Origin of the sequence: Cyclobacterium xiamenense (assembly GCF_042140265.1) — a bacterium.
Lineage (GTDB): Bacteria > Bacteroidota > Bacteroidia > Cytophagales > Cyclobacteriaceae > Cyclobacterium > Cyclobacterium xiamenense_A.
Genome location: NZ_CP159481.1, coordinates 5,615,661 through 5,642,554 on the forward strand (window position 1 = coordinate 5,615,661; position 26,894 = coordinate 5,642,554).

A 26,894-nucleotide genomic window follows, 5' to 3' on the forward strand; every position below is an offset into this window, starting at 1 on the left:
GTAACATCAGGTGCGTTCGACCTTCGGGTCGGCCCGAATGAAGGAAAAAGGTAACGTCTGGGAATACCTATTCCAGCCAGGGTAATCTAGCCCTTCAGCGTGCATGATCCACCATCATTTGATCTGGTTGGGAACGGTTTCACCGCCGGATAAAACACCAATTACCTGTGGATAAAGTTGGCGGTATACAGGTAGTAAAACATGCGGCGTTTTTATCTTTTTTGAGACAGTGGAATAAATCGCCAGGGAGGGGGAAAGCTAATCAAGATTTCCCGTTAATTGCGCTTTTGGATTTCAAGCAGATCAACCAATTTTCCATCTGCTGCATGCATGCGAAGTTCGAGCCTACCGTCGGTGATGGCAAGGGTACCGTAATGAAACCCACGGAAGGTTTTAGCAGAAAACGGCACCCGATTCGGCGCAAAATCTTCCAGATTACCCCCCATTCCACCTACCTGTACGTAGGTAATTCCCCGCTCAACATCTACTTGATCCAGGTAAAGCGGAAAGCTGCGCATGTAGGTATGTAAATGCCCAAAAAACACCATATCTACCTCAAAATCCTCCAACAACCTCAAGAGCGGCTGAAAACGCCTATCCCCGTACGTTCCCTTTCCTTGCCAGGTATTCCCGTAGTCATCCTCATCCATGGAATAGGGAGCATGGTGCATCATTACAAATTTCCAGGGGCTATTCGAACGGGAAAGTTCCTCTTTCAGCCATTCGTATTGGGCACCTCCTTTTTTGAGTTCATCGGGTTGGTTGGAGTTGAGTACAAAAAATGTCGCCGGCCCGTATTCGGTGCTGTAACAGCCCAACGCATTCGCTTGCGGATGATAGGCGGTATACCAGAAAAGGTCACCTTCCCCATTTCCTGCTGCCGGGATGTTCGGAATTCTCGAGAAGAGCGCAGAGGTGCCTGGAAAAAATTCCTGGGTCCATTGCCATTTCTCCGGTTTGTTACCTCCATCGGTCATGTCCCCCAGATGCACCACCGCGTCTACCCGTTCCTCCCAAAGCTGCAGGCCAATTTGCTCGTTGATTTGGGGGCGGGATTCGGTGTCGGACACCAATCCAACCAGAATCGGAGAGTCCTTCTCCGGAGCCGTTCGAAACGTCAACGGTCCACTTTTCAGGACGTTTCCTTTATCATCGGCTGCCTGGATCTCGTAAAAATACGGAGTATTGGGTTTCAGATCCTTCAATTGCACATGGTAGCGATTCTCCTGTTCGGGGGATAGCTCGATGGGCTCCAATGAACCGATGGCTTCACCAAGGAACAATTTCACCGCTGCTTTTCGATCCAATTCAAAAGTGATTTGCATTTGGTTTTGACCGGGCACGTAGAGGTAGGGTTCCGCAAGGAAATGAAATTTACCGGGGACTCGAACGCCTTCTCTTTTCCAGAACTGGTGCTGTGCAAATCGCTCGCGTGCCCAGTTTTCAGGCATCTGACCGGAGAAAATTGACAGGTGTTTTACCCAGTGGTCCATCTCCATATAGGGCTCTTTCTGTAAGTAGGACCGTAGCAATAAGGATTGACCCCTGGCTTTTTCTCCTTGAAAGAGTAGGTTTCCATTTTCGTAGATCTTCAGATCATTTTCCCCAGTCGCCAAAACGAGGTGCGTAAAGTACTTGTCCCAAAACCCCTGGGGCTCCTCGCGACCGGGCAACAACCATTTTTTGTTCCAATTGGCGAGAAGAGGGCGCTGGTCCAAAAACATTTCAAAACCGATGGGCTGATCGACGTGATTAAGCAACCAAAACTCGAGGATCCAGGGCTGCTCCGTAGGTAGAACATCGGTTAACTCAATTTTATATACCCCACTGACCGGTTGGTTCACCAGGGGAAAAACCTGAGGTTCGTGAAACAGCTGTAACGGCCGCAGGCTAAGAGAGTCTTGAAATAGGGGGCTATTGGCATTTCGAGGCAGCCCCCTATTTGGCCAAAACCACCTTTCCCACCTGATTTCCTGGGCGGTTGCGCTCGTAAAACAAAGAAAAACAAATACGAAATAAAGGAGATTTTTCATTGGTGTGATTCTTGGCACGGGTTTCTCGCTTTCGAGTTCCCTGAAGATAAAGAAAAAATGAATACCCTCACTGGTTTTATGATTTGGCGGGTGGCAAAAAGGCGAGCATCCAGAAAAAAGGCCGCCCTTCTTGACTGGGCGGCCCCTCTCATTTGGATCCAATGTTCACTTATTCAAACAAGTCAAACTTCAATCCGAAATTAAATCGGGCATTGTAATACTCCGCCTGCATGGTACGTGCCCGTATGCCCTGATAGTACCGGAGGGGTTGGTTGGTAAGATTATTGCCCTCGGCAAAGATTCGCCACTTAGGTGTGATCGCATAAGAGGCATTGGCATCCAGAAACGTCTGCCTATCATAAAACCTATCTTCAAAACCTTCCCCACCCAATTCATCCAGGTAGTCGGATGCATAGTTTACCGAAAGACGAACCACGAGGCGCTCGTTTTCGTACGAAAGCGAGGCATTAAACATGTGCTCGGCTGTTCCGGGTAGTTGGAGATCTTCGTTTTCCCGGTCCTCGATACCTGTCGTAGCGGATTGAGTGAAGGTATAATTCAGGTACACGCCAAAATTCTTGAAAAACTGGCGCTGAAAGGATGTTTCCAATCCGTATACCAATGCAGTGCCTCCGTTTTCTGGTCTAGAGTATTGCAGGTCCTCGCCAAACAGCGGATCGGTGAAGCCCTGCGTAGTAATGGTGTACACGAAGTTATCAATATCCTTATAAAAGCCTCCGAAAGAAAAGAGACCCACCCTGTCATAATAGTGTTCCGCCATCAGATCGATGTTCATGGAGGTTGCTGCTTTGAGATTGGGATTTCCTCGTTCCAGTTCCTCGTCTTCGATACTAAAGGCGGCATAGGGTACCAGGTCAAAATAATTTGGTCGGGCAATTGTATTCGTCCAGGCAAACCGCAACACGGTACTGGCGGTAGGGTCATATTTGAAATGGATACCGGGGAGAAAATTGGTATAACTTTGGTCCCCTGAAACGGAGGAAATGGTCTCGTTGTCGATATCGAAAATGTTTCCGGTATAATCAATGGCCGTGTGCTCCATTCGTAAACCCGCAATCGCAGAAAGCTTGGTACTAAACTGATGGTCGGCCATTAGGTAAGCTCCCGTGATGTTTTCGGTAGCATTGTAATTTCCCGGAGCATATTCTTCCAAAACATCAGATTCGTCAAACAGTCCTGCGTTGGTCAGGTCCAGGCTTCCCAAGAATCCAGGATCCATAAATCGCCCAACAGCGTATTGAGAGCCGGCCAGGTAATTCGGGTTGGAATAATTTGAATTGGGAACCTCTCCCAAAGTAGCTCCAAATCCTTCCTCATCGAGCGGTTCGTATTCGTAGAAATTGTTATCCCGCTCTTTTACCTTGCCTCGGTACCGAAATCCAAACTGCAGAATACCTTTGTCGGAATAGGGTAATTTAAAATCCAAACGTCCATTTACGTCTTGATCGAAAGTATAGCTATATTGTTCGGACAGCCCGTTGAATCCTATATTAAGGTTTTCTGCCGGATTGCTTAGAATGGCTAATGGGAATCTGGGGTTGCTTAGATCAACGCGTACATCTTGGCCAGAAGACCTGTAGGAAGCATACCGTTCGTTAGGCCGCTCCTCAGAAGCCTTGGCATAAGTTAGGTTCCAGTCCATCTGAAGCCTGTTAAAAAGGTGTTTGCCACCGCCGGTGATGTTATACACCCGTTGATCTTCCAAACGCGTTGCCTTAATTCTATCGTTATCCAATCCGCCTTTGGTTTGGAATTCTACGCGACCGACCGTCTGGTATACATCTGCGCTGATTTGGGTAAAATCTCCGTCATCAAAGGCGTCATCCAGGCGGCTTACCCGCATTCTGAATCGGTTTTCCCAGTCGTCCCGGTGATTGTACATCCCGGAAAGAAATAGCGTATGATTGGGAGATAACGCATAATCCAACGCCAGAGTGGCGGATCGTCTCACACGCTGTACGCGGTATTCGCGGATATCAAACTCTTCCAATACGACCCCGTTGTCGGAATCGTACCAAACCGCTTCCACATTGTCTGATCCGAAGTTGTGGTTGTTGTACGAACCAGAAAAAATAACCCCCAGCTTATCGTTCAAAAATCGGTTGCCCAAGATTACCCCTCCAGTCCAAATTGGTTTGTTGGAAAGCAAATTGACACCACTTGCCGCTGTTCCGGAAATCCGTAAACTGTTTGGAGCCTGGCGCGTAACCAAATTTACCGAACCTCCGATAGCATCTGCATCCATGTTGGGCAATACCGCCTTATTTACTTCGATCGTCTGAATCATATCCGAGGGTATCAAGTCCATTTGAATATTTCGGTTGTCGCCTTCTGCAGACGGGATACGTTCCCCATTTAATGTTACGGAGTTTAGCTGCGGGGCCATCCCGCGAATGATAATATTTCGTGCCTCTCCCTGATCGTTTTGCATGGTGATACCCGGAATACGCTTGAGCGCATCTCCAACGTTGGCATCAGGAAAGCGTCCGATCTGATCGGAGGATACAATATTGGTAATGTTGGCATTGTTTTTTTGCTGATTTAGCGCCTTGGCCTGCCCCTTGAGTCGGTCACCGAAGACAATGAATTCAGCTGCTTGAAGCGCTTCTTCGTCCATGCCAAAATTTAATACACTTGTTGCACCGGCCTGAATTTCAACAGGCTTGGAAAGTTGTCCATACCCGAGGTAGGAAACCCTCACTTCGTATAAGCCCTCGGGCAAGTTTGCTATGGAGAAATCCCCTTTTTGATCGGTGATGGTGCCATAATTGGTCCCGATCAATACCACATTGGCACCGGGCAGCGAAAGATTCTCGGCATCGATCACTCGTCCTTTCAGGACTCCTTGTGCCCATGCATTTCCTGCCAGCAGGATAACCAGCGCCAAGGAAGAAAATAAACGTAGATGTTTTTTCATGATTGCTTATTGTTGTAGGTTAATGTACTTTTCGAGTTGTTCCCAGGAATAAATCTGGAAGGTTTTGTCATCCGACATGGCGACAAACAGTCCTTTTGAAAAATCTCCTCCCAGGTTTACTGCCGTGACTTCGTTGCCATCACTGGAAAGGGTACTCAATGGGATCTTGGCCAGTAGGGGATGATCGTGTGGCCCTTTAACGCTTCCCTCTCGCGGGAATGCGTGAAAGAGATTGGCTCCCTGGTCGGATACCAGCAAATAGCCCTCGGTAGCGGAGGATTTGTAAATGGAAATTCCTTCGTGATCATCCGAAAATCCTTCGGTAGCAAAAAGGGCCAACTCCTCATTTCCCATCTCCGGTTCGGTATGGTACTTTCTCACTCCTGCACCCTCATCGGAATAATAGATATAGCCCAACTCCTGATCCACCGCAATGGCTTCGATTTCTTTCTTTCCAGAAAAATTCCCGAATTTTCGCACGAGCTCAAGCGATAAACCGTCATCAGTTCCCTTCACTTCGTATTGCCAGAGGTACGTACCATCGGACGGTCCGTTTTTCCGGCCTGCGATGACATAGGTTTTTCCGGATTTGGGGCTTTGGTACACGGCGATTCCCATCAGATCGCGGAATTCTTCGCCAGTTTCTCCCTCATAGACCTCCAGCCCACCGGAGTTGATTTCCTGCATGTCGGGTAGGGAGTAAAAGCGAATACGTGAAGTCAAGCGTTCGCCTGTGACGGCAAAATCCACGGTATCCGCACCCATCGGCAAACCATAGCCCACGTCTACATTATTGGGACGTTGGATACCGCGCCTGACCAGGCTATCGATGACTTTTCCCCGTAAATCAAACACGTACAGGGCGCCAATGGAGTCTTTATCCGTACCGATGATAAGACTTTGATCCGGATTTGAGGAATTGATCCAGATAGCGGGATCGTCAGTATCGTGAATGACCGGGTCACTCACGTATAGCGGTTGGATGATTTCGGTAGTAGGTTCCGCAGATTCATCGGATTTCTTTATAGTCTCGTTGCAAGCGATGAGTACCGATAAAACAAAAAATGAGACAAAACCCGTCTGTTTTTTAAGCATAGTTTATTGATTTTCTGACCTTACAAGATTCGGAAAAATGGCGGTTTAAAAAGGAAATTAACGGTTAAGAATGCAGCGCAGCTAGCCAGCTGAAACCGTTAACAAAACCGAAACAGTTTTCGAAAAAAAGACGATAATGTATTGATTTACTGATTATTAAAAAGTATTATCCTAAGATTAAGAAATCTTGAATCATAAACAGTGAAGGTAATGTTGTAAGTCCTTTCCCTCCAAAAGCTGCAAACGCTTTCGGAGCCGGTACCTGGAAATTCGCAGGCTTTCCATGGAGATTCCCAGGGTTGCGGCGATTTCCCTGCTGCTCAAATTCATCTTCATCAGGCAGGCAAGTTTCACATCTCCCGTGGTCAGCGATGGGTTCCGGCGAGTGAGGTTTTTTAAGAAATCCTCATGCACCGATTCGAAGGTATGCTTAAAGCTTTCCCAATCCCTGTCCTGTCCCAGGTTCGCGTCGATTTGCTTCACGAGATTTCGAAGTTTCTTTCGTTGGTCCTGGGGATCGTGCTCCAGGGCCGCCTTCAATTTCGATTGGATTTCTTTCAGCATTTCATTTTTTTCGATGACATGAAGGGTTTGGGCAGAAAGCGCCTTCTGCTGAGCCACTACCTCAGCAGCCATTCTTGCCTCCAGAAGATTGATGTTTTCCTTCTCGGTCTGAATCAAGCGTTGGTTGATTTCCAGGAGTTCCTCTTGCTTTTTTACAGTACTTTTGGTTGCCCGAATTTTCAGTCGCTGCCGGGAGATTAAACCCCATCCAAGTCCCAATAACGTCAAAATTAGCATCAATAATAGCCAGCGAATTCGGGTTTCGAAAACATGAACACCCTTCAAATGGGCTATTTCTTGCTGTTTTTCCTTGATTTCATAATGAAACTCCTGTGTGGCCAGTTGCCGCGCGGCTTCTTCGGAAAAAATCGTTTCACTCAATTTCCGGGCTTTGGCCGCCTGTTCATATGCCTTCTCAAAATCCCCCAGTGCCGCATACGCCTTACCCAGGTCCTCCGTAGCACTTCGTTCCAAATAGTTGTTTCCAAGCTCCTTACTTATCTGGATTGCTTCTTCGTAGTACGAAAGTGATTCCCCGGCTCGATTGGTTTTTCTTCGCGTATCCCCCAGGTTATTGATATTCCCCGGCATGTTCAACTTAGTGCCCATGGCAATGTTTAGCGTATAAGCCAACTGGAAATAGCGCTCGGCCGAATCGTATTTTTCCAGATCCTCGTAGATGCTCCCAACGTTTTCGAAGAGAATGCTCAAATCAGTCGAATCACCGCTTCCTCGAATCAACTCAATGGCTTGATTTTGATAAACCAACGCCTGCACGTAATCACCCAACTTCTCGTACATCGATCCGATCAGTCCTTTGGACCGGGCCATTCCCTGAGTATCCTGAACATCCTCGTATAAATGGAGTGCGGCTTTATGCCGCTCCAGCGCGTCTGTAATACGTTTTGTTTTGTAATACAGCTTCCCGATTTGGTTGTAGACATCCGCCAGACAAGCGGTGCAGCCCATGTTTTTGAAATGTTCTTCCGCCTCGTAAAACTTCGTTGTTGCCTGATTGTAAATACCAAATTCCATTAAAAGTTGCCCCTCCAAAAACGCGGCTTCCGCTTGGTCGGCTAACCCAAGGCCTGGATTTTGCCTCAGGAAACCCGATAGCTCCCGATAGGCTTGTCTCGGGTTGGTCTCGGAGAGCCGTTGTAAACGATCCAAAACATCGGTGGGATTCTGTCCAAACGCTCCTCCAAATGGGATGATAAATGCGACGAGACAACAAACGTTTACAAACCAAAGCATCTTTAAAGGTACTACGGCCTTGTAAAGTGAATATGACGCAGGTTTTATCTTTTTGTAACCTTGAGCGCTTACACTAAAAAGCGAGATGAAAATGGGCCGTATTTGTCACCGGAATCTTGCATTTCTATTTCACTGATAAAAACAGCAAATGTTGTATATTGGTGCGCTATCACCGTAGACCTTACAATTGCATCATACGTACCATGCCTTCGTTCCAACGCATCGCCTTCCTCGTCTTTTTTCTTTTTTGCCAAGCACTGATGGCGCAAACCACCTGGAAAAACCCCATCCAAAAGCAAGGGAGGCTGGGTTCCCCACTCGTGGAAACCTCCCCCTTCGTGTTTGCAGAAAAGCTGTACCTACTGGAAAACAACCAACGATTCTGGGACATCCCGGGGGCCAAACCGGGAGATTTCTTTCAGGAAGACGAAATACGCATCCGGGACCTCGCCACCAACGAAATCGTTTCTGTACCCCTGAAAAACCATGCCTTTGGAACCGTGCTTACCTGGGGGGACCGGGTGTACGTCTTTGCCGGCTATTACGGAAAAAACAAACCCTGGCGGAAAATCACGGAAATCGTCGTCACCAGTTCGGCCGACCTGAAGGAATGGACCAAACCTGAAACCATCCTTCGGGCCAATCCAGAAGAATATTTTTTTAACACGGCCGTCTGCCGCGGAAAGGACGACTTCATCCTCCTCTGCGAAACCAACGACCCTCAGTGGACGCCCTTTACCTTTCGTTACCTGCGGTCCGAGGATCTGAGACACTGGCAGGAAATTCCGAATGCAGTCTACGGCAAAGAGAAGTACGTGGGTGGCCCCGCCCTGTACTACGAAAACGACTGGTACTACACGCTGTATCTGAAATCCCTGAAACCCGGTTACGAAACGCACATTACCCGCTCCCGCGACCTGATCCATTGGGAGGACGCTCCCGATGAAAGACCGTTTGTAACCTTTAATCCAGATCATAAAAATATTCCCTTGATCGACCCCTCCGTTTCGGAAAGCAATGCCTCCGACGTGGAACTGTGTTACTTCCAGGGACAGACCATTCTCTATTATACGGGTAGCGACCAGACTACTGCAGGCGATTTGCAGCGAGCCATCTTTCCCGGTACGCCCCATCAATTGTTCACGCATTTTTTCGATGAAATCCGCCCTGCGGAAGTGGACCCTCCGGACCCCCAGGCCAACTGGCTGCCGGTTTTGCTGGCGCCGGAAAAACCAACGAAAGGTATCGACTCTCTTTCCCAAGGTCCTCAGCTCTTACCTACTCCCCGGCAATTGGCGTATCAGGAAAGGCAACTGGGTGCCTTTATTCATTTTGGTCTCGCCACCTATGCCAATGCAGACATGATGTCGGTACCGGAGGCTGCCCGCTTCCGTCCGACCCGGCTGGACGCCGAACAATGGGTAAAGACAGCCCAATCCTTTGGTGCCAGGCATATCGTTCTCACGGCCAAACACCACAATGGCTTTTGCCTCTGGCCCACACAAACTACGGACTACTCGGTGAAAAACAGCCCCTGGCAAGACGGTGCCAGTGATGTAGTCGGCGAATTTGTGGATGCCTGCCGAAAATATGGGATGAAGGTAGGATTGTACCTTTCGGGGGGCGATACCCATTTTGGCTGTACCAGTAGCCCGGACCCTCAGGGAGAACGGGTGATACGGGGCGATGTACACCGGTATTTCCCCGTTTTCCTGGAGCAATTGCGCGAACTGCTGACCGGGTATGGGGAAATTTCCTACCTCTGGTTTGACGGGGCCTACGATCCGTTCGGCTGGGACGTAACGAACCCGGATACCGGGATTCCGATGGGTACTGCCTATGGCGATGCCATTCAGGCAATGGTCCGGCATTTGCAACCCAATGCGGTCATCATGGGGGGTACCAAACCAGATGTACGCTGGTCGGGAAGCGAGCAAGGCTGGGCACCCTACCCTTTGGAAAATGTGGTAAAACCCGGAGAAGGACTGGAAAAATGGGTAGGTCCGCAAAATGCCGGCTACATTCCAGCGGAAGCCAACCTCCACACTCGCTCCACTTGGTTCTGGAAACCCGGTTCGGACCCTACCCTAAAAGATTCCACCTATCTGATGAAGGCCTATCTGGAGACAATCGGAAGGGGGGCCAGTTTACTGGTAAACATGACTCCCGACAGCAGCGGCCTTATTCCAGAGGCAGAGGTAAAACTCCTGAAAACTTTCGGCAATTCCATCCAACGCAGGTTCGCCAATCCGCTTGCAGTGACTTCTTCCAGCGCCCAGCCCTCCTCCGAGCTAATCCTAACCTTGCCCGATCCCAGACCAGTCCACCTCCTGGAATTGGAAGAAGCCCTCCAAAAGGGACAGCACATCCAACAGTACGTACTGGAAGCCTGGGTAGCGGGGCGGTGGCAGCATCTTGCGAGGGGCGAAACGGTCGGACGAAAACGCATCCACTCCTTCGATCCAGTGAGTACCGACCGACTCAGACTGCAATTGTCGGGAGAGGAATCACCGTTGGAACTGAGGCGTTTTGCCGTTTATGGTCCGGATTTTTAAGCAGGCGGCTCAGGCGGCCACTCAGCCGTTTTCCGTCGGATGCCGGTTTACCAGATGATGGGCGGCATTGTCGAAATAACGAGCCATGGGGTCCTGGATTTCAGGGGGGAGAGAAAGCCGCTTCATGGCCTTGCCCATGCATCCCAGCCAGCGATCGCGCATTGCTGCATCGATGACCCATTGAAAGTGCCTCCTACGCAGCATGGGATGCCCCCTTTTCTCCAAATAGGTGGGGGGCCCACCGAAGACATGAAGCAAAAACCAAAACAGGCGCTGCCGGGCAGGTTCCAGATCTTTTGGATACAATTTTCTCAGCTCGGGCGTACCCTCCACCTCCTCGTAAAAATAGTCCACGAGTTGCTGGATTTTTTCTTCACCCAGTACGGAATAAACGGAAAGCGGCGCTGACATGGGGTAAAGGTACAAAAAAACACCGGTCCGAGCGAAGAAATGTACAAGCTGCGTGGTGCCCGGTGTCCTGTCCTCCGGACAAAGAAAAAGCCACCTGCTCGCGCAGGTGGCCATGACAATTGCTAAATTCAGAACCTTTAGTCCCGAACGAATGGATAATCATCTTCGACGTACACGTCCTTGAATGCATCTTCTCCTTTTGGCCAGGGGGATTCTTCGGCAAATTTAACCGCATCGGCCACCTGCTTCTTCACCTTGGCTTCGATTTCTTTGATTTCGTCCTCCGATAGAATTTTATTGTCAAGGATGGTGGCTTTCACCTGCTCCACCGGATCACGCTGCTTGTACTCCTCCACTTCTTCTTTTGTACGGTATTTCTGGGGATCGGACATGGAGTGCCCTTTGTACCGATACGTACGGAATTCCAACAAGGTCGGACCATCGCCCTTTCTGGCACGGTCGGCCGCTTCTTTCACCGCTTCGTGTACTTCCTCCACATTCATCGCATCCACTGGAAACGAGGGAATGTCGTAAGATTCACCCAGCGTGTACAATTCGTCCACATTAGAAGAACGCCTCACCGAGGTACCCATCGCATAGCCGTTGTTTTCGATCACAAAAATCACGGGAGATTTGAACAACATGGCAAGATTCAATGCCTCGTGGAATGCTCCCTGCCGTACGGCACCGTCTCCCATGTAACAAATGCAAACATTTTTCGTGCCCTTGTACTTTTCGGCGAAGGCAATTCCCAATCCCATGGGAATCTGTGCTCCAACGATGGCATGACCGCCGGCAAAATTTTTCGATTTATCAAATATGTGCATGGAACCACCTTTGCCTTTGGTAGTTCCTGTTTCTTTCCCAAATAGCTCGGCCATCACCGCACCGGGATCCGTTCCCAGTCCCAGGGGCTGTGCATGACAGCGGTAGGCAGTGATCCATTTGTCGTCCTTTTCGAGCGCTGTGATGGCTCCTGAGGCACAGGCTTCCTGACCAATGTAAAGGTGACAAAACCCACGGATTTTCTGCTGCCCGTATAATTGCCCGGCTTTCTCCTCGAAACGCCTCATGAGCAACATGCTTTCAAACCAATAAGTGTAGGTTTCTTTGGAGTATTTTGCTTTGGATTTACTCGTAGTTGAACTCTTTTTTGCCATACCGTATTCTATAAAATATGCTAACTTAGGCCCCAAATATAGTGAAATCAATGCAATTTTGAGACCATTTGCGAAAATAGTAAAAAACATCCGTTGAATCCTTCATGTACCTGAAAAACTTAGAACTGATCCAATTTAAGAATTACGAACGGGAACAATTGGAATTCAATTCGGAAGTCAATTGTTTTTTCGGGAAAAACGGAGCGGGAAAAACCAATCTACTGGATGCCATCCACTACCTTTGTCTGACGAAAAGTGCCTTTTTATCCCTGGATAGCCACCATATCCGACACGAGAGCAGTTTTTTTACATTGAAGGGCGCCTTTGAACGAGAAGATAAAATCCTCGACGTAAGCTGTATCGTTGAAAGTAACAAAAAAAAGCGGCTGGAAGTAAACGGAAAACCCTACCATCGCCTGAGCGAGCACATCGGCTTGCTCCCATTGGTGATGATCGCGCCGGACGATACGCAGATCATCACCGGAGGGAGCGAAGAGCGCCGAAAGTTCTTTGACGGCATGATTTGCCAGACGGACAGCCACTACCTGCAGCTGCTGATCCGCTACCAACATTACCTGAAACAACGAAACAGCCTGTTGAAACGGTTGGCCGAAGAAAAACGATTGGATCGGCTACAACTAAGTCCTTATAACCACCAGTTGGTTCAACTTTCCATCGAGATTCATGCCCTTCGAAAAAACTTTCTGGAAGCGTTTCGGCCCTATTTTCTGGATCATTATGCAGCGATAGCCGGACAGCTGGAAACCGTGGATATCGCCTACAAAAGTCAGGTTAGCGAAGCGGATTTTGCCAGCAATTTCGAATCCTCGCTGGAACAAGACCTGAGCCTGAGACGGACAAGCAGGGGCATCCATAAAGATGACTTTGTGTTTCAGTTGAATGGCCATCCGATCAAAAAATTCGGGTCACAAGGGCAAAAGAAATCCTTTCTGATCAGTTTGAAACTGGCGCAATTCTTTATTTTCAATGCGATCAAAGGCACCAAACCGATTTTACTATTGGACGATATCTTTGACAAACTTGATGATCAACGGATTTTCCACCTCATGGCACGGGTTGCTAAAAAAGAATTCGGACAGCTCTTTATCACCGATGCCCGGCCGGAACGATCCAAAGAAATCCTACAAACCATTCAGGCGGCCGCCACGTTTTTTACCATCGAATCGGGAACCATTTCGAATCGGCAAATCGGCTAGTACCGGCGTCTTTTTAGAATTTGCCCGTCCAACGAAAACTTCCCCGGCCCGGTAAACATCAACACCACAAATACCAGAAGGTACATCAAGGCCTTTTCCTGCTGACCGAAGGGGTCGTCACCATGCACCACAAAAGCAATCACCGCCATGTTGATGATCAATGGGATCAAGAAAATACGGCTCATGAATCCCAGCACCAGAAAGATGGCACAAAAAAACTCGGCAAAAATGACCAGTTGCAGCGATACGGCTGGTCCCAGGCCAATCGGATCCGCAAAACTATTCAGCCGATCACTGAAGTTGGTAATCTTGGACCAACCGTGTGTGAGCAACATCACGGCAGTGCCGGCCCGTAAGAAAAGCAACGCAAGATCTGCGGCCACCGGAAAATGGGAAAAAACAATTCGTTTCATTGGCTCAGGGAGGTTAAATGGCGTACTAGCGAAATAAAGTTACGTAAAAATCTTTCATTACGACAGAATTTTTACAACTCTTTATTTTACTTTCTGCCTGTTTTGACCGTATTTTTTGTTTACGAGCAAGGAACTGCCTCCCGTCCCCAGGTTTTTACCATAACTTTTCTGGGTAGACACCCTCCGCATGCAATTTCTTGAGTGCAGCCACCACGTAGTCCCGATCCTCACTGTAGGTCACTCCAAACCATATTTTACCCCCCTCAAGGATCTTTATCTGCGCAATGCCCTCCTCGATCAGCGAATTCACCACCTTTGGAATATAAAATTCAGACTTCAAGTTTCCCTGGTTTTCCGCCAGAAAGGAAGACCATAACTTTTCCGTTTGCGCAAAAACTGCCGGATGAAAGCCCCAGCAATTCATGGATACGGGATTGTCCGGGGGGATTTGGATTTTCTCTTTGCCGTCGTCGTGAAAAATACCTTCCTCATTGCGCGCAATGGCGGTACGCTCGATCATACCCGTCAAGAAGCCCTCAGAGGTGGATTCACAAACGCCCCGGCTTACTGTTCCATAGGGAGACAATACGTTTTTGATCGCGTAGCCCACCATGCAGTGTAGCTGTGGACCCACCGCTGATCCCAAAAATCGGGCAAGCATCCGAAACGCTTCTTCGCCATAAAAATCATCGGCATTGATTACTGCGAAGGGTTCCTTGATCACCTCCCTGGCACACAGAAGCGCATGAGCTGTCCCATAGGGCTTTTTCCGCGCAGGGTCAAGGTAGGCTTCGGGCACCATGCTATCCAATGATTGGATGACAAAATCCACCGCGATTTTTTCTCCAAACTTGGGAATAAAAATGGCCTTTGCCTCTTCCAAGATTTCCGCTCTGACGATAAACACGACTTTACCGAAACCCGACCGGATCGCATCATAAACGGAATACTCTAAAATCGTCTCCTGATTCGGACCGAAACCATCAATCTGTTTGTCTCCCCCGTACCGGCTGCCCATGCCAGCCGCTAAAATTAAAAGTGTTGGTGCACGCATTGTTGATTCAAAGTAGCTCGTGAATTCCTGCAACAGGAAAAGTTTAATTCCCCAAAGGTACTTTTTTTGCGCTTTTACGTGGACGTATCTCCCGTTTTTTTACATCGCCCTGTCAAAAAAGCAGGCGCAAGCTACGATCTTTTGAAAACCTATCGATTTCATTTTTGACATTTTTTTTGATCATAGTGGGTATATTAATAGGTATTGTCAACTATATTTCTGCATTTTCATTCATTTAGCGTCCCATTTACTCCCATTTTTGACTTTTTTTACATTTTTTGCTTAGATTTAATTGCGAAATCGGTTTTGATTTTTAATTTTGTAAAAAACAAAATTTTTAATCATAGATTCATCAACAAAACATTAACCCTGTTGAAAAAATGAAAAAAATTGAAGCATTAATTAGGACTTCGAAATTTGATGAAATCCACCAATGCCTGTCCGGACTTGGTGTGAAGTTTCTGACCTTCTACGAGGTCAAGGGAATGGGACTGCAACACGCCCGTACCCAAACGTATCGGGGGGTAGCCTATGAGCCCACGTTCATCCCGCGAACAAAACTAGAAATCGTTGTTCCCGATGAGTTGGAAGAGGATGTAATCAGCTGTATTCTCCGTGAAGGAAGAACCGGCGAAGTAGGGGATGGTAAAATCTTTGTCTATGACGTCGGGAAAGCATTTCGAATCAGAAATGACGACACGGGAGAGGCTGCCTTGTAAGGAGCAGTAGGGCGAATCGCTAACCATATTATCATCCAACTTATAAAACTTCAAAAAATGAATCAGGAATTATTTACCGTTAACAACCTCTGGATCATGGTGGCCACCATTTTGGTGTTTATCATGCACCTGGGATTTGCTGCCCTGGAAGCCGGACTTACCCGGGCGAAAAATACCGTCAACATCCTCTTTAAAAATACAATCATTCCCGCGATCGGGCTGATTACCTACGCATTTATTGGATTCAACCTGATGTATCCCGGTGATGCCTTTTCGGGCGGCGTGTTTGGTCTCTCCGGTCTGGGATTAAGCCTTCCCGAGGGCTGGGACACTTCAGCCTATAGCGAAGGGTATACTTTTTTCACTGATTTTATTTTCCAGGCCATGTTCGCTGCCACGGCTGCGACCATCGTTTCTGGAGCTGTGGCCGAACGAATCAAACTCGGCCCGTTTATTTTCTTTTCGCTGTTGTATGTAGGTATATGCTACCCTATCATCGGCATGTGGAAATGGGGCGGAGGGTTTTTGGACGCAATGTCTACGCCGTTCTATGATTTCGCCGGATCTACAATCGTGCATTCCGTCGGTGGATGGGGTGCGGTCATTGGTGCTTACCTGCTCGGTCCACGAATCGGAAAGTACAAAGACGGCAAAACGAATGCCATCCCCGGCCACAACATTCCTTTGGCAACATTTGGCGTGTTCCTATTATGGTTCGGCTGGTTTGGTTTCAACGGAGGCTCGGTCCTTTCGGCCGATCCGGGCGCCGTTTCCCTGGTTTTTGTGACCACCGCCCTGGCGGCAGCCGCCGGAGCTTTTGGAGCATTGCTTGCTTCCTACCTGAAATTTAAGGCCTATGATATTACCATGGTCCTCAACGGAATTTTGGCCGGGCTAGTAAGTATCACTGCCGGGGCAGACCTAATGACTCCCACGGAATCGGTTATCATTGGTTTTATTGGAGGCGCGCTGGTCGTGTTCGGTGTGGTCTTCTTCGATAAAATCAAAATCGACGACCCGGTGGGTGCCATCTCCGTCCATCTGGTGTGCGGCATATGGGGCACCTTGGCCGTAGGCATCTTCGGCGACCTGGCCGGAGGGGCTCAAATTGTCTCGCAACTAATCGGCATCGCTTCCATAGGTGCTTTTTGTGTCGCTTTCAGTTTCCTGGTATTCTTTATTTTGAAAAAGACCACGGGTATCCGAGTGGACGAGCGGGAAGAAGTGGAAGGACTCGATATCAACGAACACGGCATGCATGCGTATCCCGATTTCGCAACAAAAGAATAAAAGAACTTATTGACTACAGCTTTAATTTTAGAATGAAAAGAGGCAGGAACGATTCCTGCCTCTTTTTTTTTGCCCCTTTGCTCAGCACGGCCAGGCTTTTGGCTGAAAGGAGATGTATGCGCTTCCGGCTTTTTTCCTAAAACAGACCGTACCCTTAGGTGCATGGACCATTCGGTCTTGACGGGGCTGGTGCAGCTACTCAGCCATCTGGGCCCGGAATAGCTCCGGGACATCTGCTCCGCTTACAGGAAAAAGTTATCGCCGAGCAAAAAAAGGCCCCACCCTGAGCGCCTAAAAAGGCACCTGAATTTCCATAAGCAGGTCCTTCTTCTCGCAGGAGGTCGATCCTTATCATAAAAAAAAGTACGTCCCCTGCCGGTAGGCGAGAACGTACCTTTGCTAGTACCAGGAAAAATACCTAATTATTTTTTCTTTTTCATGGGATTAGGCCCTGAAGAAGTGCCTCTCGCGGGTAGTTGTTGTTTGAATAATTCAAACTTTGAGGGCAAAAACTGCCTGGGCCAGTAATTATTGCTTTCGTCAATATCTGCTGTTTCCCGATAAGGGTCAAGCACAATCTGTTTTACCACTTTTTCTTTCGCGAAGACCTTGGTTACCTGGTATTCATCCAGGCGCCAAGCTGCGCGGGAATGCGTTCGATCTCAGAAGTGCCATCCTCGTAGTGAAATTCAAGAATGATCGGCATGACCAGTCCTCCGACATTCTCAAAATTGATTTCGTAGAAATTCAAGCCACTTTCCAGCATGGCCCGCTCCTCCGGGCTTAGGCTGGAAAGAAATTCCCGATAGGCCGTCTCGTCATCCGGGCCCACACGGAATCGGTCGTAGCTATTGTAAAAATCGGCCGCTTTCGGATCCCTTTCGACCACCGTTTGCGGGATATCCTTGGCATTGCGCAGCCGGGAAATGTAGGTTTCTTCACGTTCGTAGGCCTCCCGCTCATCGGCTTTCACTTCAGCGGGCTTTTTACTATCGATTTTGTACCAGGTCACATCCTGTATGGCGATGTCCACCGGCTCAGTCCCAAAAAACCAGCCCCTCCAAAACCAATCCAAATCCACCGCCGATGCATCCTCCAGGGTTCGAAACAAATCGTCCGGGGTGGGGTGTTTGAACATCCAGCGCTGGGCATAGGTTTTAAATGCAAAATCGAATAATTCCCTTCCCATGATGGTTTCCCGCAGGATGTTTAAAGCGGTTGCGGGTTTGGCATAGGCATTGGGCCCAAACTGGATAATGTTCTCGGAATTGGTCATGATGGGTTCGAGCAGGTGCTTTTCGCTCCGCATGTAGGGGGCAATTTTATGAGCAGGTCCTCTTCGCGACGGATATTCGCGCTCCCACTCCTGCTCTGCTAAAAATTGTAGAAACGTATTCAAACCCTCGTCCATCCAGGTCCATTGCCGCTCGTCTGAATTAACGATCATCGGGAAAAAGTTATGTCCAACTTCGTGAATGATCACGGAGATCATTCCGTACTTAATGGCGGCTGAGTAGGTGCCGTCCGTATCGGGTCGGCCATAGTTAAAGCAGATCATGGGGTACTCCATGCCATTGGTCGCTTCCACGGAAATGGCTACCGGGTACGGATAGTCAAAGGTTCGGGCAGAGTAAGACTTCAGGGTATGCGCCACGACACGGGTAGAGTATTGCTCCCAAAGCGGATTTGCCTCTTTGGCATAATAGGACATGGCCATAACCTCTTTGCCTCCCAGAGACACGGCCATAGCGTCCCAAATAAACTTTCGAGAGGAAGTCCACGCAAAATCCCGCACATTTTCTGCCTGATAGACCCAGGTTTTGGTCGTAGTGGCCTTGCCCTTCTCCAGTTTTTCTGCTTCGGATTGCGTACGGATAATGACCGGAGCGTCAAAGGTTTTTTTAGCCAGCTCCCATCGCTCCATTTCGGTAGCACTCAGCACCTCCTCTGGATTTTGCAGGACACCCGTAGCACCGACCATATGATCGGCCGGTACGGTAATGGCCACCTTGTAATCGCCAAAGACCAGTGCAAACTCGCCTCTTCCTGCAAACTGCTTGTTTTGCCAACCTTCAAAATCGGAATAAACCGCCATGCGGGGAAACCATTCTGCCATGGTATACAGGTAGTTTCCATCGCCTTCAAAATACTCGTAGCCGGGCCTTCCACCGATAAAACTCATGCGATCGTGAATCGAAAAACTCCAGTCTATGTGAAAAGACACACTTTCTCCCGGAAGCAAAGGCTCCGAGAGATCCAAACGCATCATCGTATGGTTAATGGTGGCAGGGATTTCGTTTCCTGCATCATCGGTAACTGAATAGATTTTTAACCCCAAATCCTGGTTGTGCCATAGAATTCCCTGCAGGTCGCTTAGGCCCATTTTAGGTTGGATACTACTGCTGCTCATTTTGGGCGTCTCGGAATCACTGGCGCGTTGATTTTGGTCCAATTGCACCCACAAGTACGCCAGTGGATCAGGAGATTGGTTGTAATAAGTCACCTTTTCCTTCCCCCGAATAGATTGATTGGCGTCATTCAACTCAACCTCGATTTCGTAATCCGCTTTTTGCTGCCAATACTCGTGGCCGGGAGCACCGGAGGCCGTTCGATAAACGTTCGGAGAACGAAGCATGGTACCCAACTGTTCGAAGCGATTGCCGTGCCGCTGTTCATCTACCTGGGCAAAGCCGGCCAACTGAAGGGCCATTCCTACCAGAAATGAGAAGAAAATTCGTTTCATAAATACGGTTTCTTTTTATTTGGGAATATACGTAACCCAAAAGTTAACTTAAGACGGTAATTTACTCAAATAACCCCATTGTTTTCGCTTATGTTAGCTAAAAATCCATCTTTTTTACCAATACGTGCTTTCCAACAGCATCATGATCGCCATTCCTAGTACCACCGAGGAAACGACCAGCACCCACTCCTTACGGTTGACTCCGAATATTCCTACCACCAGGGATGAAAGGATCAGGAACAAGACCACGATTACCAACTGTCCCGCTTCCAACCCCAGGTTAAACGCCAGCAAGGGCTGAAAAATGGATTGCTCCCTTCCCAACAGGGAACGCAGGTAGTTGGAAAAACCCAACCCGTGAATCAATCCGAAAAACAAGGCAAATACATAATTAATCTGCACTCCTCTTCCGCTGGAGGGACGAGGTTTGAGTAGGTTGGCAAAAGCCGTAATGGCAATGGTCACCGGGATCAAAAATTCCACCAGATCCGTATTGATACGGACCAGCTGAAGGGTAGCCAAGGCCAGTGTAAGGGAATGCCCAATCGTAAACGCGGTGACAAGAATTACTATTTTCCCCCAATCACGCATCAGGTAGATGACCGCGAGTACAATGACAAAAAGAATGTGATCAAAACCCTTCAGATCAAGAATGTGTTGGATTCCAAGATTAAAATACAACTGAAATTGGTTCATACAACGGGCGATTTATTACTTTTGATGTGGAAATTTTGTCGTAATATTAATGCATATTTCACAGATAAAACAAAAATCCGATCTATAAATGCCTGGAAGCATCTCCCTACCTTTTCTCCTGATTTTTTGGTCCCTGCTGCACCCCTTTTACATCAGCCTTACGGACATGGTGTACAACGAAGGGAATCAGAGGATTGAAATCGCTCAAAAAATATTTTGGGACGATCTGGAAGTCGCCCTTTCCAACGCCAACAAAACAGCGGTAAACTTTCTATCCCCCGAGGACCCCGCACTGCTTGATAGCATGACAGCCCGTTACCTGCTTCGGCACAATCGCCTATTCATCGATGGGGATACCCTTCGCCTTCATTACCTGGGGCACGAGGTGGAAGCCGATGCCGCCTGGTTTTACCTGGAATCGGAACAAATTCCGTCGCCGAAGGAGGTGACAATCTACAATTCCCTGCTGATCGATGATTTTCCGGAACAACAAAACATTGTCAATTTTTACAAAAACCGAAAGCCAAAAAGCCTGCTAACCCGAAAAGGAAAAACAGAGGGGGTACTCCTATTGGACGAATAGGGGCTTACGCCAGGTGTCCCAGGACCTACAAAATCATCCATTGAAAAGAAGCCGTCTGAAAGTTATCTCCCACTGCGTGTGATAGTCCTGCCCTGAGCGTACGTTCTACGCTTTCAATGGAAAGTAAACCTTTTCCTTCCATAGGCTGTCGCATTTCTTTAGCAGCGTGATTTTCCCAACATCCATTCGTTGTTTTTCAAACCTCGCTCGCAAGAAATGCATCAGCTCATCAAATTGGTTCTTTTTTATATCCCTAAAAGCAACGGTAAGGTGCGGTTGGTAATTCAAATCACTTAGTTCAATTTGTTGGCCCAACTGCCGTTTTCCGTACCGGACCAGCCGCTCCTGCAATGCTGGCAAATCCGGTGAGTGATGCACCCGTAGATACGCTACCCGCCTGCCAAAATGGCCAATGCCGGCCAATGACAATGAGAAAGGACTTTCCTCGGCAAAAAACTGCTCCAGCTTTGCGGCAAGGTACTGTTCTTTGTTCTCGTTGTAGGGAAATGGCATTTTCAAGGTAATGTGGGGAGGCGACTTCAGGGCATACTTGAACCCAAACTGATCGTACACCGCTTGTTTCAAGGCGGTTATTTCCTCCCGCAACGGATCCTCTGGAACGATGGCAATAAAATATTTCCGAATTGACTTTGGCATGCTGTAATCTTCTCAACGGATCGATTACCGGCTCAGCTGCCGGTAATCCTCTATTTTACGAAATTTGAATAAAAAAAAGGTGAAATGAAGCACCCAAACGGTTAAATTCCTACTTTTAAGTCTCGTTCACGTATCAGATAGTCGACCAATAAAGGGAAATACCAATGAGTCAATTCAAAAAAGCAATGGTAGGTTTGGACCTCTCACCCATGGATGAGATCCTGATCAATCAGATCAAATCGCTTGCACCGATCTTTGGGATGGAGAAAGTTTATTTTGTCCATGTGGCAAAAAACCTGATTTTACCCGAAGAAGTAAGCCAGTCCTATCCGGATTTAATCGCTCCCATGGATGAGACCATTGCTTCCGAAATCGAACACGAATTGGAAAAGGTACATCCTGCCCTGGACATACCTTATGAAATCATTGTCAAAGAAGGAAATGCACAGGAAACCATGCTGCGATGGGGCAAGATCAAGGACATCGATTTGCTGGTAATGGGGAGAAAGAAAGAAAAATCTCCCTCCGATTCACTGGTCAACAACCTATCCCAAAAATATCCGCACCCTGTATTGCTACTTCCTTCTGACTATACCGGAAATTCTTTCCAGGAAATTCTGTTGCCCATCGACTTTTCCCGACACTCCCTGGTGAGCATCCAACTGGCCACCGCGATAGCCACGCAGACCGGAGCTGCCATTGGATGTTGCCACCTGTACGAGGTTCCGCGTGGCTACAGCAAGACCGGGAAATCGTTTGAGCAATTTTCCGCAATCATGTTAGAAAACGCAAAAAAAGACTACCAGGCGTTTTTGACGGAAAACAAACTGCCTGACTTTCCCTGCGAATTCATCCTGCGGCATAGCAAAGACGAAGCGGATAACATCATGCAGCATGCCCGGAATACCGGAACGGATCTCCTGATTATTGGCAGCCGGGGAAGGACCAAATCCGCCGCGGTTTTGCTGGGGAGCGTGGCAGAGAAATTGGTTAACATTAACCAAGAAATCCCCATGCTGGTCATGAAAGACGAAGGGGAGAACATGAGCTTTTTCGAAGCATTATTTCGGTTGTAAACCGAACGAACGCTATCCCGGTTTCCGGAAGTAAAAGGCAGCCTGGTCGCCTTTTCCCACCTTATTTAAGCTCCTTGCTTTTCTTTCGTCCGCTTGCATTTGTTCTGCTGGGGGAAGTTGGGCGGGATCAATTCCCGACAACGATTTTCCTTCCTGATACCGACGACTCGCCCAAAATTGGAAAGAAGTGCTGTCAAATTCGGTACGAAAGAGCTCCAGCCCGTGTCTCCGGGCCAGGAGTGTCATTGCGCCGACGCTGGGAATAAAATAGTGCCTGGGCGCATCCAATTGCACCCAGTATTCCCGAAACAGGGTCCAGGCTTCCCCTTCGGAAATCGGTGTGCGAATCAGCAGCCTTCCAGCCGGGCGCAAGAGTCCGGCGAGTTGCGCAAAGGCGGAATCGGGATCCTTCATGTGTTCAAATGCATGATGCACCATGATCACATCAAACGCCTCCTTTATCTGGTACAAGTCCATTTTAAACAAATCCAGCCCCCGGGCAACCCGAACGGAATCCTCCAGAAAGGGGTCAAATCCCGATAGATGATGGTATCCGCAGGCATGCATCTCGTAAAGCAGTTGCCCGCTTCCACACCCTATATCGGCGATCCGGTCGTTTTTTCCCGCTTGAAGTTGTTTCAGCCAATTTCCGTAAACGGGCCGAAATAGCGAAAGACCCAGGGTACGGTATAAAAAAAATCGAAAATTTTTCATCCAGCGCACCGGCAACGTGGAGAGGTGCAACCTGCTAAAGGAATAATATGCTACCGGATAATAGCGCCCCATATGGGCCGGTGGAGAAAGCTGCTGTATCGTGCCACACCGAGGACATTGGGTATAGGAAAACCGTTCCCCCGTACCGAACATCATTTCCTTAACCTCATAAACCGGGCCCTGCTTTTCGTGATAGCAAATCAGGCAATTAAATGTATCCATCAATAGATTTCGTCTCTCCGGGCAACTAATGTTCCCATGGTCTTGTAAACAATGCGTAAATCCAAAAAGAAGGACCAATGGCGTATGTAAAAATGATCCAGCCTGACCCTGGACCGAATCTGCCATAAATGGGATATTTCCCCCCGGTACCCCAATACCTGTGCCAGTCCGGTGATTCCCGGCTTGATCCGATGCCGGTTGTCATAACTGTTCAACTGCTTTTTAAACTCCTGATTCATCGGAACCGTATGGGGCCTGGGTCCTACCACAGACATATCTCCCCTTAACACATTAAAAAACTGCGGCAGTTCGTCCAGGGAAAAGCGCCGCAAAAACCTTCCCACCCGGGTTACGCGTGGATCGTCTCTGGTGGCCTGAAGGGTATCTGCCCAGGGATTTTCACGCATCGTGCGAAATTTAATGCAAGTAAACACCCGATTATTCAGCCCGGTTCGCTTTTGAAGAAAAAAAACCGAGCCTTTGGATTCCCATTTGATTAAAGCGGCTACCACTGGAATGAGCCAGCTTAAGATACACACCAATACCAATCCCGAAAAAATCAAATCAAACCCACGCTTGAATACCCGATTGAACGAGCGATCCAAGGGTATTTCATTTAGGTTGATTACCAAAAAGGACCCGTACCTGCTAAAGGACATTTCCTTTTTCCACTGCAAATGCGGGCCGGGAATAATTTTAACTTGCAGGTGGTTCTCGTCCGCATGTGCGACGACTTTTCCTACCAGCTGGGGGGAAATCTCCGGGCTAAGGTATACCAGGTCGATCTGGTCCAATGCATGCGGTAAGAAAAACCCGGAGATATCTCCAAGACTTCCTTTTCCCTGCGGATCCCGATCGTAAAATCCAAGAAATTTTATCCCCAGGGCCTTGTTGCTTTGCAAGGTTTGAGCCAGTCTGACACTCAGATCATCTTTTCCCAGAATAACTGCCTTCAGATAATTTCGTCCACTTCTACGATAGCGCCGGAGGGCAGCGTGTACAGATACTCTGAAAAACGCCAAAAAGGAAAGGCTCAGCGGATAGACATACACGCCAACGGCTTTCCCAACGCCCGCCGGTAGCTGTTCCCGCAGCAACAAGAAAAAAAGGAGTCCCCAGGCAAACGAAAGAAAAAACTGATTGAGGGTATCCCAGTAAAGGGTAGTACGGCCGATCGCGTAGTCTTTTCTAACCAGCAAAACCCCTAACCAGACCAGGCCAAAAAGACCAAACTCCGGGAGGAAGGAAAACGAACCGAGTTCGGTACTTACGGCGAAAAAAAAACACCCACAGGAAAAGTACGAGCCATAGGAACGTCAGCTCTGCCGCTATAAATAAAACCGGAAAATACGTATTAAAACGTTTTGCCATGAATTCGTCTCAAACAAAAAGAAGTAGGTACACCCGCCGAAAATCCAATCCACCTGGCCAGATCCGCCAATTCCCGTTTACTCGATACTTGATCCATCGAATTATCTGTAGCCAATTTTTTGATATTCACTTCAAAGTACACAACTTTGTCGTAAAATTAGGAATTAATTACGATTCAACCATGGATCCCGGGGGAAATACGAATGGCCTGACTTCCCCGGTTGTCAGGACCAGGTCCGGACGCATCCGTTGGAAATTAAACCAATGAAACAAAAAATAAAACGACTTTTTGCTCCCTCTGACGAGCCAAAATCAATCGGTGGAAGATTCAGGCAACGCCGATTTCGGTTTTTTGAAACGTGTTTTCGGGAAACATTTGGCAATCAGGAAAAAATAAAGATCCTGGACGTGGGCGGAACGGAAAGCTTCTGGTCAAACCACAATTTTATTCAGCCGGAACGAATCAGCATCACCTTATTAAATCTCGAAAAAGAAACCACAAATCTGCCTCAGGTACAGAGCCTGGCTGGAACGGCTACGGACCTCTCACAATTCGGCGACCAATCCTTCGACCTGGTGTTTTCAAATTCAGTGATTGAGCACCTATATACCTTCCAAAATCAGCAAAAAATGGCGCAGGAAATTCGACGGGTGGGTAAAAATTTTTTTGTGCAAACCCCAAACAAGTATTTTTTTCTCGAACCCCACTATGCCCTTCCCTTCTTCCAATTCTTCCCGCCTTCCCTGGCCTTCTTTATACTGACCCGAACCAAATTCAGTCGCATGCAGCGATGGGATCCTGCATTTGCCAAAGGCTATCTGGATGAAATCCGTCTGCTTTCCCTGGAAGAAATGAAAAAGCTTTTTCCGGGATCCGGAATCGATTTCGAAAAAGTGCTGGGTTTAAACAAATCTTTCGTTTTTCACACCCTTGGAAAAAAAAATAACCCGGCTTAACCGGGCTAATTACTAGTAGTTGATTTCAACCAAATTTTCTTTCAGCTTCCTTTTACACAGCGCTTTAAATAGCATTTCGTATTCGTCAGTGACCGCATCCCAATTGTACTTTGGCGTTAAACCTTCCCGGGAGCGGTTCCGCAGGGACTCCATCTTTTCGGGAGATCCCTCTGCCTGATCGATAATCCGAACCACCGATTCGGTATTTTTATCAAAATACCAGCCGTATTTTCCTTTTTGTAGCATTTCCTGATTGAACCGGGTGTCCATCGCCAGAATCGCACAACCGTAGCCCAATGCCTTGAGCATGGCAGGATTGGTACCTCCGTACTCGTGCCCGTGGAAATACGCATAACAGTTGTGGTACAAGGCGGCCAATTGTTCCTGGTCTCGGACATAGCCCGTAAATACCAGGCGCTTGTCCGGAATGCTTTTCATTTTCTGAGCAAACCGATCGTGGTAGGGTACGTCCCCCACGATGACCAGCTTTCGCTTGGAAGCGGACCGAACAAAACCGTCCACGATCAAGTCCGCATTGTTATCCGGAATCAGGCGCCCCACAATCAAAAAATAGGATTCCTTCTGCAACCCCCAGGTTTCGATCATCGTGCTATCGGAAGATACCCGGGGATTGGCGCCGTAAGCAATCATTTTGGAGGGTGCGTTGAATTTTTCCAGGTAGATTTTCTCCATTTCGTCGGAATCAGTAATCAACTGATCGTACAGTTTGGTAGCCAGTCGGGAAGCAAACAAGTAGTACCGGGCTCCCAGCCCTTTCCACTTTGGCCGAAGCCACTCCAGCCCATCAACGTTGATGGCAGAGGGCTTTCCGAAGATTTTGGTAAGGATACCGAACGGACCGTTGGCACTATTGACGACAAAGACCACGTCTACTTTTGAAAAGCAAACGTGAATCATGGACAAGAGGGAATTGGTCAGCTGACTCAGGGATTTGGTTTCCACACAAGGCATGTAAACCAAATTGATTCCGTTTACTTTTTTGGGCTTTTCCTCAAATAGAGGGGCGTGGCAATAGACCGTCACTGCTACTCCCCGTTGGACCAGTCGCTCGCCCATCTCTTTTACAAACGTCTCGTATCCTCCGTATACATAGGGATATCCCCTTGTTCCTACAATCGCCACATGCAACGGCTTGCTGTTTTTTGACATAC

Annotated in this window: 20 protein-coding genes and 1 pseudogene; 7 read left to right on the forward strand and 14 right to left on the reverse strand. The window is 48.2% G+C overall.

The features are described from left to right. Positions 1 to 275: 275 nt before the first annotated feature. The 4 genes from ABWH99_RS23055 to ABWH99_RS23070 form a co-directional block, all read right to left on the reverse strand. A complete protein-coding gene (locus ABWH99_RS23055) occupies positions 276 to 2,033 on the reverse strand; it encodes a metallophosphoesterase (protein ID WP_375584122.1) in 1,758 nt (585 codons plus the stop codon). Positions 2,034 to 2,202: 169 nt separating this feature from the next. Next, positions 2,203 to 4,971 (reverse strand): TonB-dependent receptor, encoded by a 2,769-nt coding sequence (locus tag ABWH99_RS23060; RefSeq protein ID WP_375584123.1) that lies wholly within the window; start codon positions 4,969 to 4,971, stop codon positions 2,203 to 2,205. A 6-nt stretch (positions 4,972 to 4,977) separates the two neighbouring features. Beyond that, on the reverse strand, positions 4,978 to 6,066 hold the full coding sequence (locus tag ABWH99_RS23065) for a phytase (protein ID WP_375584124.1): 1,089 nt from the start codon (positions 6,064 to 6,066) through the stop codon (positions 4,978 to 4,980). Positions 6,067 to 6,258: 192 nt separating this feature from the next. Next, the gene (locus ABWH99_RS23070; protein ID WP_375584125.1) at positions 6,259 to 7,884 is read right to left on the reverse strand and encodes a tetratricopeptide repeat protein; all 1,626 of its coding nucleotides are present in this window, start codon (positions 7,882 to 7,884) and stop codon (positions 6,259 to 6,261) included. A gap of 203 nt (positions 7,885 to 8,087) precedes the next feature. Between ABWH99_RS23070 and ABWH99_RS23075 the strand changes: the two genes are divergently transcribed. Further along, the gene (locus ABWH99_RS23075; RefSeq protein WP_375584126.1) at positions 8,088 to 10,439 is read left to right on the forward strand and encodes an alpha-L-fucosidase; all 2,352 of its coding nucleotides are present in this window, start codon (positions 8,088 to 8,090) and stop codon (positions 10,437 to 10,439) included. A gap of 21 nt (positions 10,440 to 10,460) precedes the next feature. Here the strand turns inward: ABWH99_RS23075 and ABWH99_RS23080 are convergent, their stop codons facing one another. Continuing rightward, the gene (locus ABWH99_RS23080) at positions 10,461 to 10,964 is read right to left on the reverse strand and encodes a cyanoglobin (RefSeq protein WP_375584127.1); all 504 of its coding nucleotides are present in this window, start codon (positions 10,962 to 10,964) and stop codon (positions 10,461 to 10,463) included. Between the two features lie 23 nt (positions 10,965 to 10,987). After that, positions 10,988 to 12,010, reverse strand: coding sequence for a pyruvate dehydrogenase (acetyl-transferring) E1 component subunit alpha (gene pdhA / locus ABWH99_RS23085; RefSeq protein WP_375584128.1), 1,023 nt, complete (start codon positions 12,008 to 12,010; stop codon positions 10,988 to 10,990). Positions 12,011 to 12,114: 104 nt separating this feature from the next. On the opposite strand from pdhA, the gene recF reads away from it, so the two are divergent. Then, on the forward strand, positions 12,115 to 13,227 hold the full coding sequence (gene recF / locus ABWH99_RS23090; protein WP_375584129.1) for a DNA replication/repair protein RecF: 1,113 nt from the start codon (positions 12,115 to 12,117) through the stop codon (positions 13,225 to 13,227). Here the strand turns inward: recF and ABWH99_RS23095 are convergent. Both ABWH99_RS23095 and ABWH99_RS23100 read right to left on the reverse strand, forming a co-directional pair. Then, positions 13,224 to 13,640: a DoxX family protein gene (locus ABWH99_RS23095; protein ID WP_375584130.1), complete on the reverse strand. Its 417-nt coding sequence runs from the start codon at positions 13,638 to 13,640 to the stop codon at positions 13,224 to 13,226. The genes recF and ABWH99_RS23095 overlap by 4 nt on opposite strands. Before the next feature lie 154 nt (positions 13,641 to 13,794). Further along, on the reverse strand, positions 13,795 to 14,694 hold the full coding sequence (locus ABWH99_RS23100; protein ID WP_375584131.1) for an NDP-sugar synthase: 900 nt from the start codon (positions 14,692 to 14,694) through the stop codon (positions 13,795 to 13,797). A 380-nt stretch (positions 14,695 to 15,074) separates the two neighbouring features. Between ABWH99_RS23100 and ABWH99_RS23105 the strand changes: the two genes are divergently transcribed. Together ABWH99_RS23105 and ABWH99_RS23110 are read left to right on the forward strand one after the other, a co-directional pair. Further along, positions 15,075 to 15,413: a P-II family nitrogen regulator gene (locus ABWH99_RS23105; protein ID WP_375584132.1), complete on the forward strand. Its 339-nt coding sequence runs from the start codon at positions 15,075 to 15,077 to the stop codon at positions 15,411 to 15,413. Positions 15,414 to 15,470: 57 nt separating this feature from the next. Beyond that, complete coding sequence (locus ABWH99_RS23110; RefSeq protein ID WP_375584133.1) at positions 15,471 to 16,703, forward strand: ammonium transporter; 1,233 nt, start codon at positions 15,471 to 15,473, stop codon at positions 16,701 to 16,703. Between the two features lie 422 nt (positions 16,704 to 17,125). Here the strand turns inward: ABWH99_RS23110 and ABWH99_RS23115 are convergent. Next, a pseudogene (locus ABWH99_RS23115) lies at positions 17,126 to 19,446 on the reverse strand (M1 family metallopeptidase). A 114-nt stretch (positions 19,447 to 19,560) separates the two neighbouring features. Beyond that, the gene (locus tag ABWH99_RS23120; protein WP_375584134.1) at positions 19,561 to 20,142 is read right to left on the reverse strand and encodes a HupE/UreJ family protein; all 582 of its coding nucleotides are present in this window, start codon (positions 20,140 to 20,142) and stop codon (positions 19,561 to 19,563) included. A gap of 88 nt (positions 20,143 to 20,230) precedes the next feature. On the opposite strand from ABWH99_RS23120, the gene ABWH99_RS23125 reads away from it, so the two are divergent. After that, positions 20,231 to 20,725: a DUF6702 family protein gene (locus ABWH99_RS23125; protein ID WP_375584135.1), complete on the forward strand. Its 495-nt coding sequence runs from the start codon at positions 20,231 to 20,233 to the stop codon at positions 20,723 to 20,725. Between the two features lie 105 nt (positions 20,726 to 20,830). Here ABWH99_RS23125 and ABWH99_RS23130 read toward each other — a convergent pair whose 3' ends face one another. Continuing rightward, a complete protein-coding gene (locus ABWH99_RS23130; RefSeq protein ID WP_375584136.1) occupies positions 20,831 to 21,382 on the reverse strand; it encodes a 2'-5' RNA ligase family protein in 552 nt (183 codons plus the stop codon). Positions 21,383 to 21,546: 164 nt separating this feature from the next. On the opposite strand from ABWH99_RS23130, the gene ABWH99_RS23135 reads away from it, so the two are divergent. Beyond that, positions 21,547 to 22,458: a universal stress protein gene (locus ABWH99_RS23135; protein ID WP_375584137.1), complete on the forward strand. Its 912-nt coding sequence runs from the start codon at positions 21,547 to 21,549 to the stop codon at positions 22,456 to 22,458. A gap of 12 nt (positions 22,459 to 22,470) precedes the next feature. Here ABWH99_RS23135 and ABWH99_RS23140 read toward each other — a convergent pair whose 3' ends face one another. Further along, positions 22,471 to 23,394: a class I SAM-dependent methyltransferase gene (locus ABWH99_RS23140; protein WP_375584138.1), complete on the reverse strand. Its 924-nt coding sequence runs from the start codon at positions 23,392 to 23,394 to the stop codon at positions 22,471 to 22,473. Next, complete coding sequence (locus tag ABWH99_RS23145) at positions 23,394 to 24,593, reverse strand: exopolysaccharide biosynthesis polyprenyl glycosylphosphotransferase (protein ID WP_375584139.1); 1,200 nt, start codon at positions 24,591 to 24,593, stop codon at positions 23,394 to 23,396. The genes ABWH99_RS23140 and ABWH99_RS23145 overlap by 1 nt, the downstream gene beginning before the upstream one ends. Positions 24,594 to 25,029: 436 nt before the next feature. Between ABWH99_RS23145 and ABWH99_RS23150 the strand changes: the two genes are divergently transcribed. Further along, positions 25,030 to 25,722: a methyltransferase domain-containing protein gene (locus ABWH99_RS23150; protein ID WP_375584140.1), complete on the forward strand. Its 693-nt coding sequence runs from the start codon at positions 25,030 to 25,032 to the stop codon at positions 25,720 to 25,722. A 12-nt stretch (positions 25,723 to 25,734) separates the two neighbouring features. Here ABWH99_RS23150 and ABWH99_RS23155 read toward each other — a convergent pair whose 3' ends face one another. Next, the gene (locus tag ABWH99_RS23155; protein WP_375584141.1) at positions 25,735 to 26,892 is read right to left on the reverse strand and encodes a DUF1972 domain-containing protein; all 1,158 of its coding nucleotides are present in this window, start codon (positions 26,890 to 26,892) and stop codon (positions 25,735 to 25,737) included. Between the last annotated feature and the right edge of the window lie 2 nt (positions 26,893 to 26,894).

Bases quoted from the DNA above. Each gene is read 5' to 3' on its own strand.
- ABWH99_RS23055 (WP_375584122.1), bottom strand. From the start codon at position 2,033: ATGAAAAATCTCCTTTATTTCGTATTTGTTTTTCTTTGTTTTACGAGC.
- ABWH99_RS23060 (WP_375584123.1), bottom strand. From the start codon at position 4,971: ATGAAAAAACATCTACGTTTATTTTCTTCCTTGGCGCTGGTTATCCTG.
- ABWH99_RS23065 (WP_375584124.1), bottom strand. From the start codon at position 6,066: ATGCTTAAAAAACAGACGGGTTTTGTCTCATTTTTTGTTTTATCGGTA.
- ABWH99_RS23070 (WP_375584125.1), bottom strand. From the start codon at position 7,884: ATGCTTTGGTTTGTAAACGTTTGTTGTCTCGTCGCATTTATCATCCCA.
- ABWH99_RS23075 (WP_375584126.1), top strand. From the start codon at position 8,088: ATGCCTTCGTTCCAACGCATCGCCTTCCTCGTCTTTTTTCTTTTTTGC.
- ABWH99_RS23080 (WP_375584127.1), bottom strand. From the start codon at position 10,964: ATGGCCACCTGCGCGAGCAGGTGGCTTTTTCTTTGTCCGGAGGACAGG.
- pdhA (WP_375584128.1), bottom strand. From the start codon at position 12,010: ATGGCAAAAAAGAGTTCAACTACGAGTAAATCCAAAGCAAAATACTCC.
- recF (WP_375584129.1), top strand. From the start codon at position 12,115: ATGTACCTGAAAAACTTAGAACTGATCCAATTTAAGAATTACGAACGG.
- ABWH99_RS23095 (WP_375584130.1), bottom strand. From the start codon at position 13,640: ATGAAACGAATTGTTTTTTCCCATTTTCCGGTGGCCGCAGATCTTGCG.
- ABWH99_RS23100 (WP_375584131.1), bottom strand. From the start codon at position 14,694: ATGCGTGCACCAACACTTTTAATTTTAGCGGCTGGCATGGGCAGCCGG.
- ABWH99_RS23105 (WP_375584132.1), top strand. From the start codon at position 15,075: ATGAAAAAAATTGAAGCATTAATTAGGACTTCGAAATTTGATGAAATC.
- ABWH99_RS23110 (WP_375584133.1), top strand. From the start codon at position 15,471: ATGAATCAGGAATTATTTACCGTTAACAACCTCTGGATCATGGTGGCC.
- ABWH99_RS23120 (WP_375584134.1), bottom strand. From the start codon at position 20,142: ATGAACCAATTTCAGTTGTATTTTAATCTTGGAATCCAACACATTCTT.
- ABWH99_RS23125 (WP_375584135.1), top strand. From the start codon at position 20,231: ATGCCTGGAAGCATCTCCCTACCTTTTCTCCTGATTTTTTGGTCCCTG.
- ABWH99_RS23130 (WP_375584136.1), bottom strand. From the start codon at position 21,382: ATGCCAAAGTCAATTCGGAAATATTTTATTGCCATCGTTCCAGAGGAT.
- ABWH99_RS23135 (WP_375584137.1), top strand. From the start codon at position 21,547: ATGAGTCAATTCAAAAAAGCAATGGTAGGTTTGGACCTCTCACCCATG.
- ABWH99_RS23140 (WP_375584138.1), bottom strand. From the start codon at position 23,394: ATGGATACATTTAATTGCCTGATTTGCTATCACGAAAAGCAGGGCCCG.
- ABWH99_RS23150 (WP_375584140.1), top strand. From the start codon at position 25,030: ATGAAACAAAAAATAAAACGACTTTTTGCTCCCTCTGACGAGCCAAAA.
- ABWH99_RS23155 (WP_375584141.1), bottom strand. From the start codon at position 26,892: ATGTCAAAAAACAGCAAGCCGTTGCATGTGGCGATTGTAGGAACAAGG.